Genomic DNA, 16188 nt, shown 5'->3' with positions numbered 1-16188 from the left:
GTGCCGCGTGACGACGTCACGCGCGGGAGGGCGCGGCTCATGACGATGTCGCCTGCTGCGGCAAGCGAAAGGATTCCATCGACCCGGGGAGCGGTCGATTGGACGAGTATGAAATTGAACGGCGAATCGTGAGGGGATGCGCTTGGGGTACCGACCTACCGCCGCCGATGCTCGACCGCGAACTTGATCAGCTCGGCCTGCCCTTCGATCTCCAGCTTGCGCTTCAGGTTGAGCCGGTGCGTTTCGACCGTGCGCACCGACAGCCCCGTCTGCTGCGCGATCTGCTTGCTCGACAACCCTTGCGCCAGCGCATCGAGGATGTCGCGTTCGCGCGGCGTCAGCCGATCGAGCGGCGACGCGGTCGCGCTCGCGTGGATCATCCGCGCGGCCAGCCCTTCGCTGAAGAACGTCTGTCCGGCCAGCACCGCGCCGATCGCGCGGACGATCTCGCTCGCGGGCGAATCCTTCAGCAGGTAGCCGCTCGCGCCGGCCCGCACGGCTTGCGTCACGTATTCGACGTTGTCGTGCATCGACAGCATCAGCACGCGGATGCCGGGAAACCGATCGTGGAACACGCCCGCGAGCGTGATGCCGTTCATCCCGTTCATGCCGACGTCCATCAGCGCGAGATCGGGTTCGAGCGACGCGGCGAGCGCGAGCGCCTCGTCGGCGTTGCCGGCTTCGCCGACCACCGACAGGTCGGCCGCCTCGAGCCGCATCCGCAGGCCGTCGCGCACGAGCGGATGATCGTCGACGAGCAGCAGTCGGGCGGCGGGCCGGGCGGAGTCGGGGGCGCTCATGCGTGAAAGTCTCCTGTCATGGGGCGTGTCGTCACGCCGCGCAGCGGCACGCGCGCGGCGACGATCGTGTGGCCGACCTGCGACGCGATCGTCAGCGTGCCGCCGAGCGCGTCGAGGCGCTCGCGCATGTTGCGCAGGCCGATGCCGCGGCGCGCGTCGGCCTGCGAGCGTTCGGCGTCGAAGCCGCAGCCGTTGTCGGCGATGGTCAGCGTGACGGCGTGCGCGCCGACGTCGAGCGTGACGGCCGCGCGCGACGCCTGCGCATGATGCACGATGTTGCTCAACGCTTCCTGCGCGATCCGGAACAGCGCGGTGTTGACGGCCTCGGGCAGCGGCTGCGCGCCGCTGTGCGCGACCTGCGTATAGCCGATGTCGATGCCGCTTTCGGCGCCGAGTTCGCGCACGAGTTGTTCGAGCGCGGCCGCGAGGCCGAGATCGTCGAGCATCGACGGCCGCAGCGCATGCGAGATGCGCCGCACTTCGCGCAGCGTGTCGCCGAGCCGACCGACACCCGACGCGAGCGCCTGCTCGGCTTCGGGCACGCGCGCCGTGCCGCGCTCGAAGCGCGCGAGCGCGGATTCGAGCATCAGCTTTGCGGACACCATCATCTGGCTGATCCCGTCGTGCAGCTCGCGCGACAGCCGCGCACGCTCCTGCTCCTGCGATTCGACGACGCGCTGCGCGAGCAGCTTGAGCTTCGCGTCGGTGCTGCGCGACTCGCTGACGTTCAGCACCAGCGCGCACACGGCGATCGCCGCCGCGCCGGTCAGCGCGATCGCGGTGAGCCAGCTCATCGTGCGCTCGATGTTCGCGGATGCCCGCGCGTCGATGCGCTGCAGCGCGGTGTCGACGTCGTCGAGATAGATGCCGGTGCCGACCATCCAGCCCCAGCGTTCGAGCGCGACGACGTAGCCGAGCTTCGGCGCGACGCGGCCCGTCGACGGTCGCTGCCATGCGTAGCGCACGTAGCCGCCGCCGCTCGACGCCGCGCCGATCAGCTTCTGGATCGTCAGCGCGCCCTGCGGGTCGCGCATCGACCAGTAGTTGTGGCCGACCCGTTCGGGCTCGCGCGGATGCATCAGCGCATTGCCGTGCAGGTCGTACACGAAGAAATAGCCGTCCGGGCCGAAATCCATTTTCTGCAGCATCGCGAGCGCCTGCGTGCGCAGCAGCGCGTCGTCGCGCGCATTGCGGCCGCTCGCGTCGTAGAGCGGCATGATCGCGCTCGTCGCGAGCTCGACATAGTGCTTCAGCTCGACTTCCTTGCTCGACAGGTACGCGGCCTGGATCGTCGCGTGCTGCGTGCGCGCGAGCGACGTCGCCTGCTGGCGCACGCCGAAGCCGATGCCGGCGATCGCGAGCAGGAACGGCACGACGGCCAGAAGGAAGATCTTTGCCTTGAGTCTCATGGTGGTGCGAAGCGGCCGCGAACCGGCGCGGGCCGGCCGGGCGCGTCAGCCGCGCGGCGGCGCGGCGGCGGATCGAGCCGACATTGTCGGCGATTTTGCGCGCGGGCGGCGCCGCCGCCGGGCACCCGGGCGTTCAGGCCCGCCGCGATTCGAAATGGTCCGGCGGCGCGGCCGTCTGCACGACGATGCGATTGCGCCCGGTTTCCTTCGCGCGATACAGCGCGTCGTCGGCGAGCTTCAGCGCGGCCTGTATGTCGTCGTCGCGTTCGGGGTAGCTCGTCGTCACGCCGATGCTCACGGTCAGGCGGCCGGCCGTGCCGGCGTCATGCCGGATGCCGAGATCGAGGATGCCCGTGCGGATCGCCTCGGCGATCGTCACCGCGCCGTCCGTGTCGATGTCGGGCAGGACGACGACGAACTCCTCGCCGCCGTAGCGCGCCGCATAGTCGGCCGGGCGGCGCAGGCAGCCGGCGATGCAGTGGCCGACCGCGGCGAGCGCGTCGTCGCCGGCCTGGTGGCCCTGCGTGTCGTTGTAGCGCTTGAAGTAATCGACGTCGATGAACAGCAGCGACAGCGCGTGCTGCTCGCGCGCGGCGCGGCGCCATTCGCGCGCGAGCGTGACGTCGAGCATCCGGCGGTTGTCGAGGCCCGTGAGGCCGTCGGTGCGCGCGAGCGCCTGCAGTTCGGTTTCCGCGCGGTGGCGCTTGCGCAACTGCACGTCGAGCAGCAGCGACAGGCCGACGAAGCCGATCGCGAGCACGGCCATCGCGGAGCCGATCGGAATCGCGCGGTCGTACCACGCGGCGTAGGTGTCCGCCTCCGAGCGCGCGACCATGATGATGAGCGGCAGGTGCTCGAGGTGCCGGAACACGTACAGGCGCCGCACGCCGTCGATCGTCGCGGTGTCGGCGAAGCTGCCTTCGTTGGCCGTCATGAAGCGCCGGAACGTGCTGGCATGGCTGATGTCGCGGCCGACGATCTTGGGGTCGTACGGCTCGCGCGCGACCATCTTGCCGTCCGTGTTGATCAGCGCGATCGAGCCGCGATCGCCGAGCGACAGGCGCGAGAACAGGTTCTGGAAATATTCGAGCCGGATCGACATCACGGCGACGCCGCCGAACGACCCGTCGGGCTTCGCGATCCGCCGGCTGAGGGCGATGCTCGGGGAGCCGCCGCGCAGCCGGGAGTGATACGGCGGGCTGACGTACAGGCCGACGTCGGGATGGTCGCGGTGCACGGCGAAATACGGCTCGTTGGCGAAATTGGCCTTGCGCGGCACATCGCTCTTGCCGTCGACCGCGATGTCGCCCTTCGCGTCGAGCACGTAGATGCCGCCGAGGTACTTGGCGGTCGTCGCGCGGTCGAACAGCACCTGGCGGCGCAGCGGCATCGGCAGCTTGACGACTTCGGGGTCGGTCGCGCCTTCGACGACGGCCTGCAGCGACAGCGAATAGATCTCGATGTTGCGCTCGATGTCCCACGACGCCATCAGCGCCAGGTTCTGCTGCATCGCAATGGAACGGTCGCGCGCGTCGATGCGGCCTTCGTACAGCACGATGCCGCACAGGAGCAGCAGGAGCAGCGCGATCAGCAGCCCGGTATAGAAGATCAGGTGCGGCAGCAGGAACCTGCGCAGATGAGCGGCGACACGGCGCGTCGGGCCGGATTCGCTGGGCATTGCGTAGTCGGTTTCTGCCATGGTCCGTGTGGATCGATGGGCATCGCCGCCTGGCGGCGGGCCGATGCGATTGTTCGTATGACGTGTCGGCGGCGATCCGGTGCGCGGCCCTTCCGGCGCCTTCCCGCCGTTCGGCGGAGAAAGTTGACACCGATTATCGGCAATCGCGGCCGGATTAACCGGTAAATCATCGATTCACCGGTGGCATCTGCCGCGATTCGACGATCCGGCGAATCGGGTGGCGTGGATTCAACGGAGTATAACGCGCGCGTTCGTGTGCGCGGAAAATGTTGCGACCCGTTGATCCGGATCAAATTATAGTGAATTCACGGACTTGCAAATATCGGGCAGAGCGTTGCGGTACAAGGCTTTGCGGTATGCAAAAGGGTGCCGCGCCGCGTATGGCCGGCGATTCCACTGGTTTAACGGCGGGCGTCCGAGATACTTGAATGCACGTGGTATGTACCGATTATCGGTTTCAGCGGACGATTGCAGTGGCCGTGTCAACGCGAATATGAAAACGGGCGGCCGCGAGGGCCGCCCGTTTGGTCAGGCCGGCATGCGGACCGGTCCGCATGCGCAGGTTTAGGCGCCGTGCTGTTGCGCCTTGAACGCGAGGCGGAACTGGTGCAGCAGCGGCTCGGTGTAACCGCTCGGTTGCGACGTGCCCTGCAGCGCGAGCGCGCACGCGGCCTTGAATGCGGTCGACTGGTCGTAGCCGGGCGCCATCGGGCGATAGTTCGGGTCGCCGGCGTTCTGCTGGTCGACGACGCGCGCCATCCGCTTGAACACGTCGAGCACGAAGGCCTCGGTGATCACGCCGTGGCGCAGCCAGTTGGCGATGTGCTGGCTCGAGATGCGCAGCGTTGCACGGTCTTCCATCAGGCCGACGTCGTGGATGTCGGGCACCTTCGAGCAGCCGACGCCCTGTTCGACCCAGCGCACGACGTAGCCGAGGATGCCCTGCGCGTTGTTCTCGACCTCGCTCAGGATCTCGGCCTCGCTCCACGCGGCGCGCTCGACGACCGGCACGGTCAGCAGCCCTTCGAGCAGCGTGTCGCGTTCGCTCGCGTACGGCGTCTTCTCGAGTTCCTGCTGGACGGCCTGCACGTCGACGAGGTGGTAGTGCAGCGCGTGCAGCGTCGCGGCGGTCGGCGACGGCACCCAGGCGGTGTTCGCGCCGGCGCGCGGATGCGCGATCTTCTGCTCGAGCATCGCGTGCATCAGGTCCGGCATCGCCCACATGCCCTTGCCGATCTGCGCGCGGCCGCGCAGGCCGGCCGACAGGCCCGCGAGCACGTTGTTGCGCTCGTACGACTGGATCCACGCGGACGATTTCATGTCGCCCTTGCGGATCATCGGGCCCGCTTCCATCGCGGTGTGCATCTCGTCGCCGGTGCGGTCGAGGAAGCCGGTGTTGATGAACGCGACACGCGCGGCCGCCGCGGCGATACACGCGGCGAGGTTTACGCTGGTGCGGCGCTCCTCGTCCATGATGCCCATTTTCAGCGTGTTGCGCGGCAGGCCGTACAGATCCTCGATGCGCGCGAACAGCGTATCGGCGAACGCGACTTCGACCGGGCCGTGCATCTTCGGCTTCACGATGTAGATCGAACCCGTGCGCGAATTGCGCTTGGCCTTCAGGTCGTGCAGCGCGCACAGCGTCGTGACGACGCCGTCGAGGATGCCTTCCGGGATCTCGTTGCCGTCGCGGTCGAGCACCGCGCCGTTGGTCATCAGGTGGCCGACGTTGCGCACGAACAGCAGCGAGCGGCCGTGCAGCGACAGCGTGCCGCCGTCGGGCGTGGTGTACTCGCGGTCGGCGTTCAGGCGGCGCGTGAAGTGCTTGCCGCCCTTCGCGACTTCCTCGGCCAGCGTGCCCTGCATCAGGCCGAGCCAGTTGCGGTAGAGCTGGACCTTGTCGTCGGCGTCGACCGCCGCGACCGAATCCTCGCAGTCGATGATCGTGCTGACCGCGGCTTCGAGCACGATGTCCTTCACGTTCGCGAGATCGGCGCGGCCGATCGGCGTCGACGCGTCGATCTGGATCTCGAGGTGCAGGCCGTTGTGCTTCAGCAGGATCGCGGACGGCGCGTCGGCCGTGCCCTGGTAGCCGACGAACTGCGCCGGCTGCGCGAGCGATACGTTGCCTTTCGCGGTTTCGACGGCGAGCTGGCCGTCCTGCACGCGATAGCGCAGCGCGTCGCGGTGCGAGCCGCTCGCGAGCGGCGCTGCGTTGTCGAGCACGTTGCGCGCGTAGTCGATCACGCGCTGGCCGCGCGTGGGGTTGTAGGCCGCGGTGCGTTCGGCGCCGCCGTCTTCGGGCAGCGCGTCGGTGCCGTACAGCGCGTCGTACAGGCTGCCCCAGCGGGCGTTCGCGGCGTTCAGCGCGTAGCGCGCGTTCGACAGCGGCACGACGAGCTGCGGGCCGGCCTGCGTGGCGATCTCGCTGTCGACGTTCGCGGTGGCTGCCGCGACGTTCGACGGGACCGGCACGAGGTAGCCGATTTGTTCGAGGAAGGCACGGTACGCGGCGTGGTCGCGTACGGGGCCCGGGTGGGCACGGTGCCACGCGTCGAGTTCCTGCTGCAGGCGGTCGCGTTCCGCGAGCAGTTCGCGGTTGCGCGGCGCGAGGTCGTGCACCAGGGCCGAGAAACCGCTCCAGAACGCGGCCTTGTCGATGCCGGTGCCCGGCAGCGCTTCGTTTTCAATGAACTGGCTCAGCGCTGGCGCGACTTGCAGTCCTGCTTGGTCGATCATCGTTAATCCTCCCGGGGAAAAATGCGCGCGCGGCTTGGCTGGTTATTCCGCGACGCTCTGTGTGCCGGCGCGGGCGATCTGCGCGTCCTGCTCCGACTTTACGCCAGACACGCCGATCGCGCCCGCAATCCGGCCGCCGACCGTGACCGGCACGCCGCCTTCGAGCAACCCGCTCAGCGGCGCGCTGAGAAACGCGGTGCGGCCACCGTTGATCATATCCTCATACGCCTTCGTCTCGCGACGGCCGAGCGCCGCCGCGCGCGCCTTGTCCTGCGCGATGTCGCTGCTGGCCGGCGACGCGCCGTCCAGCCGCGCGAACGCGAGCAGGTGGCCGCCGTCGTCGACGACGGCGATCGACACGGCCCAGCCGTGGCGTTCCGCTTCCGCGCGGGCGGCGGCGAGCATGCGGTCGGCATCGGCCAGTTCGAGTTCGGGTTTCGTCTGCATGGCATTCCTCCGGAATCCGGTCAGTTGACGAGCCGGTTGTCGACGAGCTCGATCCAGTGGCGTACGGGCGTGCGACCCGCGCCGTTCAGGTGAGTCTGGCAGCCGACGTTGGCCGTGACAATCAGGTTCGGCCGCGCGGCTTCGAGCGCATCGAGCTTGTTGTCGCGCAGCGTCGTCGCGAGCTCGGGCTGCGTCAGCGAATACGTGCCGGCCGAGCCGCAGCACAGATGGCCGTCGGCGACATTCGTCAGATCGAAGCCGAGCCGCGTCAGGACGCTTTCGACCGCGCCGCCGAGGCGCTGAGCGTGCTGCAGCGTGCACGGGCAGTGGACCGCGATGCGGCGCGGCGTCCCATCGGCCAGCGCGTCGAGCGGCTCGGCCGCGATCACTTCGGCGAGATCGCGCGCGAGCGTGCTGACGCGCCGCGCCTTCTCCGCATAGACGGGGTCGGAGCGCAACAGGTCGCCGTATTCCTTGACGAACGCGCCGCAGCCGCTCGCCGTCAGCACGATCGCTTCCGCGCCGGCTTCGATCGCCGGCCACCACGCATCGATATTGCGGCGTGCGCGGACCAGGCCCGCCTCCTGCGCGTTCAGGTGATATTCGGTCGCGCCGCAGCAGCCGGCCTCGCGCGCCGGCGTGACGCTGATGCCGAGCCGGTCGAGCACGCGCGCGGCGGCCGCGTTGGTGTTCGGCGACAGCGACGGCTGCACGCAGCCTTCGAGCATCAGCACGCGCCGGACGTGACGCGCGGCGGGGCGCGCGGCTGCCGCGGGGACGGCGGCCGGGATCTTGTCCCGCAGCGTGCCGGGCAGCAGCGGGCGCAGCGCGCGGCCGGCCTTCAGCAGCGCGGCGAACGTCGCCGGACGCGGCACGACGTGACGCAGCCCCGCGCGCAGCCATCGTTCGCGCGCGGGCCGCGGTGCGCGCTTCTCGGCTTCCGCTCGGCCGATGTCGAGCAGCGTGTGGTAGCGCACGCCGGACGGGCAGGTGGTCTCGCAGTTGCGGCACGTCAGGCAGCGGTCGAGATGCCGTTGCGTGCGCTCGCCGCACGGCTCGCCTTCGAGCAGCTGCTTGATCAGGTAGATGCGGCCGCGCGGCCCGTCGAGCTCGTTGCCGAGCACCTGGTAGGTCGGGCAGGTCGCATTGCAGAAGCCGCAGTGCACGCAGGCGCGCAGGATCGCTTCCGCTTCGTCGGCCCGGGCGAGGGCCTTGCTTGCTTCGCTGAGATTGGTTTGCATCGGCGGGTCGGGGTCGGGTTCGCGTCAGAAGTCGGCGTAGAGCCGGCCGGGGTTGAAAATCGCGTACGGGTCGAGCTGCGTCTTGAGCTGCCGGTGGACGCGCAGCAGCGCGGGCGGCAGCGGCTGGAACGGCGCGTGTGCGGCGCCCGCCGTGAAGCAGGTCGCGTGGCCGCCCCATTGCGCGGCGAGCCGCTGCACGTCGGCCGGCGCGGCGTCGCTCTTCAGCCAGCGCTGCGCGCCGCCCCAGTCGACGAGCTGCGCGCCCGGTAACGCGTCGAGCGGCGCGGCAGCCGGCACCGATACGCGCCACAGCGGGCGCGGATCGTCGAAGAACGGCAGCGCAAGGTCGCGCAACCGTGCCCAGAACGCGTCCCCGGCGTCGTCCATCGGATCGCCGCCGATCGTGTCGCGCGCGGCCTTGACCGAGCCGTCGCCACCCTCGATGCGCACGCGCAGCACGCCGTCCGCGTGGCACGCGCCCGCGAGCGGCAGCCCCGCGCGCCGCCATGCGGCGACGCGCTGAACGGCTTCGCCGGCCGCGAGCGTCAACGCGAGATCGCCGGTCGCGCGCGGTTTCGGCAGCACCTTCAGCGACACCTCGGTCACGACGCCGAGACAGCCGAAGCTGCCCGCGAGCAGCCGCGACACGTCGTAGCCCGCGACGTTCTTCATCACTTCGCCGCCGAACCGCAGGTGCTTCGCGTGGCCGGTGATCACGCGGCAGCCGAGCACGAAGTCGCGTACCGCGCCGGCCCACGGGCGGCGCGGTCCCGACAGCGCCGCCGCGAACATCCCGCCGACCGTCGCCGCGCCGCCGAACGACGGCGGCTCGCACGGCAGCATCTGGCCGGCCGTGTCGAGCATTGCTTCGAGATCGGCGAGCGGCGTGCCCGCGCGCGCGGTGACGACGAGCTCGGTCGGGTCGTACGAGACGACGCCGCGATGCATGCGTACGTCGAGCGTGCGGCCTTCGACGGGGCGGCCGAGGCACGCCTTCGTGCCGGCGCCGCGGATGTGCAGCGGCTGGCGATCGTGGATCGCCGCGTCGACCTGCGCGACGAGCGCCGCGCTGTCGTCGATCGATTCGATGTCGCGTCGCATCAGAAGCGCTCCAGTTCGGGAAACGGCAGCTGGCCGTGATGGACGTGCATCGCGCCGAATTCGGCACAGCGGTGCAGCGTCGGGATGTTCTTGCCGGGATTGAGCAGCCCCTGCGGGTCGAACGCGGCCTTCACCGCGTGGAAGAACGTGATTTCGTCGGCGTTGAACTGCACGCACATCTGGTTGATCTTCTCGCGCCCGACGCCGTGCTCGCCGGTGATGCTGCCGCCCGCCGCGACGCACAGCTCGAGGATCCTGCCGCCGAGCGCTTCCGCGCGATCGAGCTCGCCGAGCCGGTTCGCATCGAACAGGATCAGCGGGTGCATGTTGCCGTCACCCGCGTGGAACACGTTCGCGACCGGCAGCCCGTATTCGGCCGACAGCGCGGCGATCCCTTCGAGCACGCGCGGCAGCTCGCGACGCGGGATCGTGCCGTCCATGCAGTAGTAGTCGGGCGACATGCGGCCAACCGCGGGAAACGCGTTCTTGCGGCCGGCCCAGAAGCGCTGGCGCTCGGCCTCGTCGCGCGCGACGCGAATCTCGGTGGCGCCCGCGTCGCGCAGCAGCGCGGCGACGCGCTCGGCATCCTCGTCGACGTCGCTCGCCGCGCCGTCGAGTTCGCACAGCAGGATCGCCTGCGCATCGACCGGGTAGCCCGCATGGATGAAATCCTCGGCCGCGCGGATCGCGAGGTTGTCCATCATCTCGAGGCCGCCGGGAATCACGCCCGCGCCGATGATTCGCGCGACCGCGACGCCGGCCTCGGCGACGTCGTCGAAGCTCGCCATCAGCACCTTCACGCTCGGCGGCTTCGGCAGCAGCTTCACGGTCACTTCGGTGACGATGCCGAGCATGCCTTCGGAGCCGGTGAACAGCGCGAGCAGGTCGAAGCCGGGCGCGTCGAGCGCATCGGCGCCGAGCGTGAGCGTGTCGCCGTCGATCGTCAGGATCTCGACCTTCAGGATGTTGTGCACCGTGAGCCCGTATTTCAGGCAGTGCACGCCGCCCGCGTTTTCGGCGACGTTGCCGCCGATCGAGCATGCGATTTGCGACGACGGATCGGGCGCGTAGTAAAGGCCATGCGGCGCGGCCGCCTGCGAGATCGCGAGATTGCGCACGCCGGGCTGCACGCGTGCAATGCCGGCATCGGGGTCGATGTCGAGAATCCGGTTGAACTTCGCCATCACCAGCAGGAGGCCTTTTTCGAGCGGCATCGCGCCGCCCGACAGCCCCGTGCCCGCGCCGCGCGCGACGACCGGCACGCCGTGCGCGGCCGCGACGCGCAGCACCGCGCGCACCTGGTCGACCGTGTCGGGCAGCACGACCGCGAGCGGTACCGTGCGGTACGCGGCGAGGCCGTCGCATTCGAACGGCTTGAGCGCCTCGCGTTCGTGCAGCACGTCGAGGCCGGGCGCCGCCGCATGCAGCGCGGCGACGAGCGTGTCACGGTCGACGGTCGCCAGCGCGCCGTCGATCCGTTCGTCGTAGATGAAACTCATCGGTCTGTCTCCACCATGCAGGCGGCCGCGCGATGCGCGGCACGCCGGAAGGAAGGGATTCTTGGCGGGCCGCGCGGGCGTGTCCAGATGTCTTCAAGGTGGTCGTACCAGTTTTTCGATCGAGCCTTTTGAGATAGTCGTGGCGGGCCAGGAAAAACCAGTAGGAACAAGGCTTTGTGAGAAAATCGGCGATATCCGTCCAAAGTGGTCATACCAGTATGGGAATGCAGGATCGAGAAGGGCCGGCGCGGCGCGTGGCCGATGTCGTCGCCGAGCGGATCGAGCAGCTGATCGTCGACGGCGTGCTGAAGGCCGGACAGGCGTTGCCGTCCGAACGGCGGCTGACCGAGAAGCTCGGCGTGTCGCGTACGGCCGTGCGCGAAGGGATGAAGCTGCTGCACGCGCGCGGGATCATCGACACGGCGCACGGCAAGGGCTCGTTCGTTGCGAGCCTGACCCCGCAGCGCGAGGTCACGCCGATGATGCATCTGCTCGGCTCGCAGCCGCGCACGCTGTACGACCTGTTCGAGGTGCGCGGGATGCTCGAGGCCGAGGCCGCGCGGCTTGCGGCGCTGCGCGGCACGCCGGCCGATTTCATCCTGATCCGGCGCCGCTACGAGGAAATGACGGCGGCCGACGCGCAGGATCTCGACCCCGCCGCGCGCGCGAAGCTCGATCACGCGTTCCATCTCGCGATCTGCGAGGCGTCGCACAACCCCGTGCTCGTCAATACGCTGCAGTCGCTGACCGACCTGCTGCTCAGTTCGGTGTTCGCGTCGGTGAACAACCTCTATCACCGCGAGCCGTTGAAGAAGCAGATCGACCGCCAGCATGCGCGGCTCTACAACGCGGTTACCGGGCGGTTGCCCGACCAGGCACGCAAGGCCGCGAGCGAACATATCCGCCAGTGCGTCGAGTATCTGCGCGAGATCGAGCAGGAGGAACAGCGGCTCGTACGTTCGACGTTGCGGCTCGAAGGGTGGACTTGAGCAAGCGCTGGTGCGTTCGGGCGATGACGTCGATCAAGTGACGTGCGTTGACGATGCGGGTTGACACGCCAATGCATCATGATGTGACGTATCCGGCGAGCAGCGCGCGCTGATTGGCACATTCGTGCAATACGCGCCGTGTACCGTCGAGCGTGTTACGCCATCGATCCCGACAGGAGGATGCTGCATGTCGATGCCGACGCATGGCGGCGGCCCTGATACCCACGCCGGCCCGAATCCGCAAGATGACCGCACGGCGCTGCTGGCGACGCTCGACGAACTGCTGGAGGCCGAGCGCGCGAGCGTACGTGTGGCTTCCGAAACGGCAGCCGAGGTAACCGGCGATCCGGAGCTGCATCGGCTGATCGCGCACATTCGCCAGGACGACGCGCACGGGTGCAGCGTGCTCGTCGACGCGATCCGGTCGCTCGATGCCGTACCGACGCGCGCGACGGGCGCGTTCCACGAGCAGGCGATGGCGATCGACGATCTGGCGCAGCGGCTGGCATTCCTGAACCGCGGCCATCGCTGGGTCGTGCGCAAGCTGCAGACGTTGCTGCCGACGCTTGCCGATCGGGACATGCATCACGCGCTGTCGTTGATGCTGGTCGCGCACGAGAAGAATATCGGGGCGGTGGCGGCGTGGCTGCGCGGCGCGGCGCACGGGGCGCAACCCGCGCCGTAACCGCTAGAATTGCGGTTTTAGCCCGGAATACGTCCATGTCTTTTGCCTCGCTTGGCCTGATCGAGCCGCTGCTGCGTAACCTGCAGGGCCTCAATTACCAGACACCTACGCCGGTGCAGGCCAAGGCGATTCCTGCGGTGCTGAACGGCAAGGACGTCATGGCCGCGGCACAAACCGGCACCGGCAAGACGGCAGGGTTTGCGCTGCCGCTGTTGCAACGGCTCGTGCAACACGGCCCGGCGGTATCCAGCAACCGCGCGCGCGTGCTGGTGCTGGTGCCCACGCGCGAACTGGCCGAACAGGTGCTGCAAAGCTTCGTCGAGTACGGCAAGGGCCTCGATCTGCGTTTCCTGGCCGCCTACGGTGGCGTGAGCATCAACCCGCAGATGATGAAGTTGCGCAAGGGCGTGGACGTGCTCGTTGCCACGCCGGGCCGCCTGCTCGACCTCAATCGCCAGAACGCGGTGCAGTTCGATCAGGTGCAGACGCTGGTGCTGGATGAAGCCGATCGCATGCTGGATCTCGGCTTTGCGCGCGAGCTCAATGCCGTCTTCGCCGCGTTGCCGACGCGGCGCCAGACACTGCTGTTCTCCGCCACGTTTACCGACGATATCCGCGCGATGGCGGCGGGCATCCTGCGCAATCCGGTCGATATCAGCGTCAGCCCGCCCAACGTCACGGCCAGCAAGATCAAGCAGTGGGTGGTGACGGTCGACAAGCGGAACAAGCCCGATCTGTTCATGCACCTGGTGGCCGAGAACAACTGGGAGCACGCGCTGGTATTCGTCAAGACCCGCAATGGTGTCGACTATCTGGCGGCCATGCTGGATGAAGCCGGCTATGCGGTCGACACCATCCACGGCGACAAGCCGCAACCCGCGCGCCTGCGGGCGCTGGAGCGCTTCAAGGCACGCGAAGTACAGATGCTGGTCGCCACCGATGTGGCGGCGCGCGGGCTGGATATCGACGATCTGCCGCTGGTGATCAACGTCGATCTGCCGATCGTCGCGCAGGACTACGTGCACCGCATCGGCCGGACCGGCCGCGCGGGTGCCAGCGGGGTGGCCGTGTCGCTCGTGTGTGCCGATGAAGCGCCGCAACTGGCCGCGATCGAAGCGTTGATCCGGCAAACGCTGCGGCGCGAGGAAGAGCCGGGTTTCGAAGCCGAACACCGCGTGCCGGAGACGAGCGCGACGGGGCAGATCATCAAGAAACCTAAAAAACCGAAGAAGCCCAAGGTGCAGCACGCCGCGCCGGTTGCCAAGCCGGCGCCCGGCAAGAAGCCGCGATCGCCGGGCGGCGAAGGGCAGCGCAAGCCTGCGGCGCAGCATGCGAAGCCGGCCGACGGCGGGCCGGACTACACCGTCGGCAGTCCGTTCAGCGTGAAAAAGCCGCGCGGCAAACCTGGCGGCAAACCTGGCGGCAAGCCAGCGGGCAAGCCTGCCGGCGGCCGGGGCAAACCGTCCAGGTAATCCGGATCGGTCCTTTCAAAGTCGGTCAGCCGATCCGGCTGCATCCGGCAACTGCGGCCTGTTCGGCGTGCGTCGACGTTTGCTGAAACAGGTCGTGCGTACGTCGCGCGCGGACGGGCGTAGCCATGGCCGACGGCCACGACAAACCGTCAGGCGGTGGACGTGCTTGAAGCCCGTCGTTGCATGCGTGCCATGACGCGCGTTGCTCGACCCGTTGTCCAGGCCGTCACTTCGGCCATCGCCAGGTCGGATCGCTCAGATGTTCGGCGAAGTAATCGGACAGCGCCGCGACCTTCGCCGGTCGCGCGCGCGCCGACGGCGTCACGAAGTAAAGACCGCCCTTCGTCAGCGACCAGTCGGTGAGGATCGCTTCGAGACGCCCGTCGGCCAGATATTCGCCGGCGATGAACTCGGGCAGTTCGGCAATCGCCAGGCCGTCGAGCAGCGTGGGCAGCAGCGCATCGGCGTTCGTCACGCGCAGCGGGCCCGCCGGCATCACCGGTTCCTCCTCGCCCGCGTCGTTCGTGAAGCGCCACACGGCGCTGCGTGCACGGTACGCGTACGAGAGACACGGACGGTTCGCCAGTTCGCGCGGATGCGCGGGCCGCCCTTCGCGCCGCAGATACTCCGGCGACGCCACCACGTATTGCGTGACCGCGCACAGCCGCCGGGCGACCAGCGACGAATCCGGCAGCGCGGCGATACGCAGGGCGGCGTCGAACCCGTCGCCGACCAGATCGACCGACGCGTCCGACAGATGCAGGTCGATCGACACCTCCGGGTATGCGCGAAAGAAGCCGGGCAGCAACGGCGCGACCCAGCGCAGCCCGTACGACATCGGCACGGCCAGCCGCACCAGCCCGCGCGGCTGTACCGACATTTCGCGCGCCGAGCTTTCCGCCTCCTCGGCCTGGCGATAGATCTCGCCGGCTTTCTCGCTGATCGTCCGGCCGAACTCGGTGAGCGAGAGCTGACGCGACGTGCGATTGAACAGCCGTGCACCCAGCCGGTCCTCCAGGCGGGCCACGCCGCGCGAGACCGTGGCGACCGATACGCCGGTCGCGCGCGCCGCGGCTGCGAACGATCCGTGCTCGGCCACCTTCGCGAACATCGCGAGCCCTTCGAAATCGGGAAGTTGAGCCATGTCCTTGTCTTTTCATTTATGCAACGTTTGATTGCAATCAATTCTATTTCGAAAAGATAAGGCCGTCGATATTCTCCTCACATCGCAGCAAGCCGCTGCGACGCAAACATCACCGACTCATCGAAAGGAGCAATACCATGGCACGCAAACTCGACAACAAGATCGCACTCGTCACCGGCGCAACCAGCGGCATCGGCCTCGCCACCGCGCAACGCTTCGCGGCCGAAGGCGCGCACGTCTATCTCACGGGCCGCCGACAGGCGGAACTCGATGCCGCCGTGAAAGGCATTCGCGAAGCCGGCGGCAACGCGACCGGCGTCCGTTCGGATTCCACCCGGCTCGATGAACTCGACGCGCTGTATGCGCAAATCAAGGAAGAACAGGGCCGCCTCGACGTGCTGTTCGTGAACGCCGGCGGCGGTTCGATGCTGCCGCTTGGCAACATCACCGAAGCGCACTACGACGACACCTTCGATCGCAACGTGAAGGGCGTGCTGTTCACGGTGCAAAAAGCGCTGCCGCTGCTTGCCGAGGGCGCATCGGTGATTCTCACCGGCTCGACGGCCGGTAGCGCGGGCACTGCCGCGTTCAGCGTGTACTCGGCTTCGAAGGCGGCGGTGCGGGCGTTTGCGCGCAGCTGGATTCTCGACCTCAAGGACCGCCGTGTGCGCGTGAACACGATCAGCCCGGGCGCGACCCGTACGCCGGGCCTGCTGGATCTTGCCGGCGACGACGCCGCGCAGCGCCAGGGGCTGGCCGATTATCTGGCTGCGCAGATCCCGATGGGGCGGCTCGGCGAGCCCGGCGAGATCGCCAGCGCGGCGCTGTTCCTGGCCTCGGACGACGCGAGCTTCGTGAACGGCATCGAACTGTTCGTCGATGGCGGTCAGCAGCAGATCTGAGCGTTGCCGGGGCGCCCGGGGTGTGGGGGACGCGGTCTTCGACGATCGCGATCCGCACCCG

General features: G+C 68.6%; 12 protein-coding genes and 1 pseudogene. 4 read left to right on the top strand and 9 right to left on the bottom strand.

The genetic code is table 11. The features are described from left to right. Positions 1 to 155 precede the first annotated feature (155 nt). From AC0KUR_RS12920 to glcD, 8 genes are all read right to left on the bottom strand, one after another. Positions 156 to 800: a response regulator gene (locus AC0KUR_RS12920; RefSeq protein WP_049028717.1), complete on the bottom strand. Its 645-nt coding sequence runs from the start codon at positions 798 to 800 to the stop codon at positions 156 to 158. After that, entirely contained in the window at positions 797 to 2209 is a 1413-nt protein-coding gene (locus tag AC0KUR_RS12915; RefSeq protein ID WP_051700965.1) for a cache domain-containing protein, read from the bottom strand. The genes AC0KUR_RS12920 and AC0KUR_RS12915 overlap by 4 nt, the downstream gene beginning before the upstream one ends. Before the next feature lie 133 nt (positions 2210 to 2342). Then, positions 2343 to 3908 carry a sensor domain-containing diguanylate cyclase gene (locus AC0KUR_RS12910; RefSeq protein ID WP_034187571.1) on the bottom strand — a complete coding sequence of 522 codons (1566 nt, stop codon included), beginning with the start codon at positions 3906 to 3908 and terminating at the stop codon, positions 2343 to 2345. A gap of 564 nt (positions 3909 to 4472) precedes the next feature. Continuing rightward, entirely contained in the window at positions 4473 to 6647 is a 2175-nt protein-coding gene (locus AC0KUR_RS12905) for a malate synthase G (protein WP_034187572.1), read from the bottom strand. Positions 6648 to 6689: 42 nt separating this feature from the next. Continuing rightward, complete coding sequence (locus AC0KUR_RS12900) at positions 6690 to 7094, bottom strand: GlcG/HbpS family heme-binding protein (protein WP_059559247.1); 405 nt, start codon at positions 7092 to 7094, stop codon at positions 6690 to 6692. Positions 7095 to 7114: 20 nt separating this feature from the next. Then, positions 7115 to 8335 (bottom strand): glycolate oxidase subunit GlcF, encoded by a 1221-nt coding sequence (gene glcF, locus AC0KUR_RS12895; RefSeq protein ID WP_473375984.1) that lies wholly within the window; start codon positions 8333 to 8335, stop codon positions 7115 to 7117. 24 nt (positions 8336 to 8359) lie between these two features. Then, positions 8360 to 9436 carry a glycolate oxidase subunit GlcE gene (glcE, locus tag AC0KUR_RS12890; protein WP_473375983.1) on the bottom strand — a complete coding sequence of 359 codons (1077 nt, stop codon included), beginning with the start codon at positions 9434 to 9436 and terminating at the stop codon, positions 8360 to 8362. After that, positions 9436 to 10935: a glycolate oxidase subunit GlcD gene (glcD, locus tag AC0KUR_RS12885; protein ID WP_473375982.1), complete on the bottom strand. Its 1500-nt coding sequence runs from the start codon at positions 10933 to 10935 to the stop codon at positions 9436 to 9438. The genes glcE and glcD overlap by 1 nt, the downstream gene beginning before the upstream one ends. A 218-nt stretch (positions 10936 to 11153) precedes the next feature. Here glcD and glcC point away from each other — a divergent pair, with 218 nt between their 5' ends. The 3 genes and pseudogenes from glcC (at position 11154) to AC0KUR_RS12870 (ending at position 14081) form a co-directional block, all read left to right on the top strand. Beyond that, positions 11154 to 11924, top strand: coding sequence for a transcriptional regulator GlcC (gene glcC, locus AC0KUR_RS12880; RefSeq protein WP_049030349.1), 771 nt, complete (start codon positions 11154 to 11156; stop codon positions 11922 to 11924). Between the two features lie 247 nt (positions 11925 to 12171). Further along, positions 12172 to 12609: pseudogene (locus AC0KUR_RS12875) on the top strand (DUF6306 domain-containing protein); the annotation flags it as partial. 35 nt (positions 12610 to 12644) lie between these two features. Continuing rightward, a complete protein-coding gene (locus AC0KUR_RS12870) occupies positions 12645 to 14081 on the top strand; it encodes a DEAD/DEAH box helicase (RefSeq protein WP_473375981.1) in 1437 nt (478 codons plus the stop codon). Between the two features lie 226 nt (positions 14082 to 14307). On the opposite strand, the gene AC0KUR_RS12865 is transcribed toward AC0KUR_RS12870, so the two are convergent. Further along, positions 14308 to 15225 (bottom strand): LysR family transcriptional regulator, encoded by a 918-nt coding sequence (locus AC0KUR_RS12865; protein WP_034187580.1) that lies wholly within the window; start codon positions 15223 to 15225, stop codon positions 14308 to 14310. Between the two features lie 137 nt (positions 15226 to 15362). On the opposite strand from AC0KUR_RS12865, the gene AC0KUR_RS12860 reads away from it, so the two are divergent. Next, positions 15363 to 16127: an SDR family NAD(P)-dependent oxidoreductase gene (locus AC0KUR_RS12860; protein WP_034187581.1), complete on the top strand. Its 765-nt coding sequence runs from the start codon at positions 15363 to 15365 to the stop codon at positions 16125 to 16127. Positions 16128 to 16188 lie beyond the last annotated feature (61 nt).

This window comes from Burkholderia sp. YHN3-13 (genome assembly GCF_055810675.1).
The sequence above is the reverse complement of the archived record's forward strand: the minus strand, read 5'-3'. Positions and strand labels throughout refer to the sequence as shown.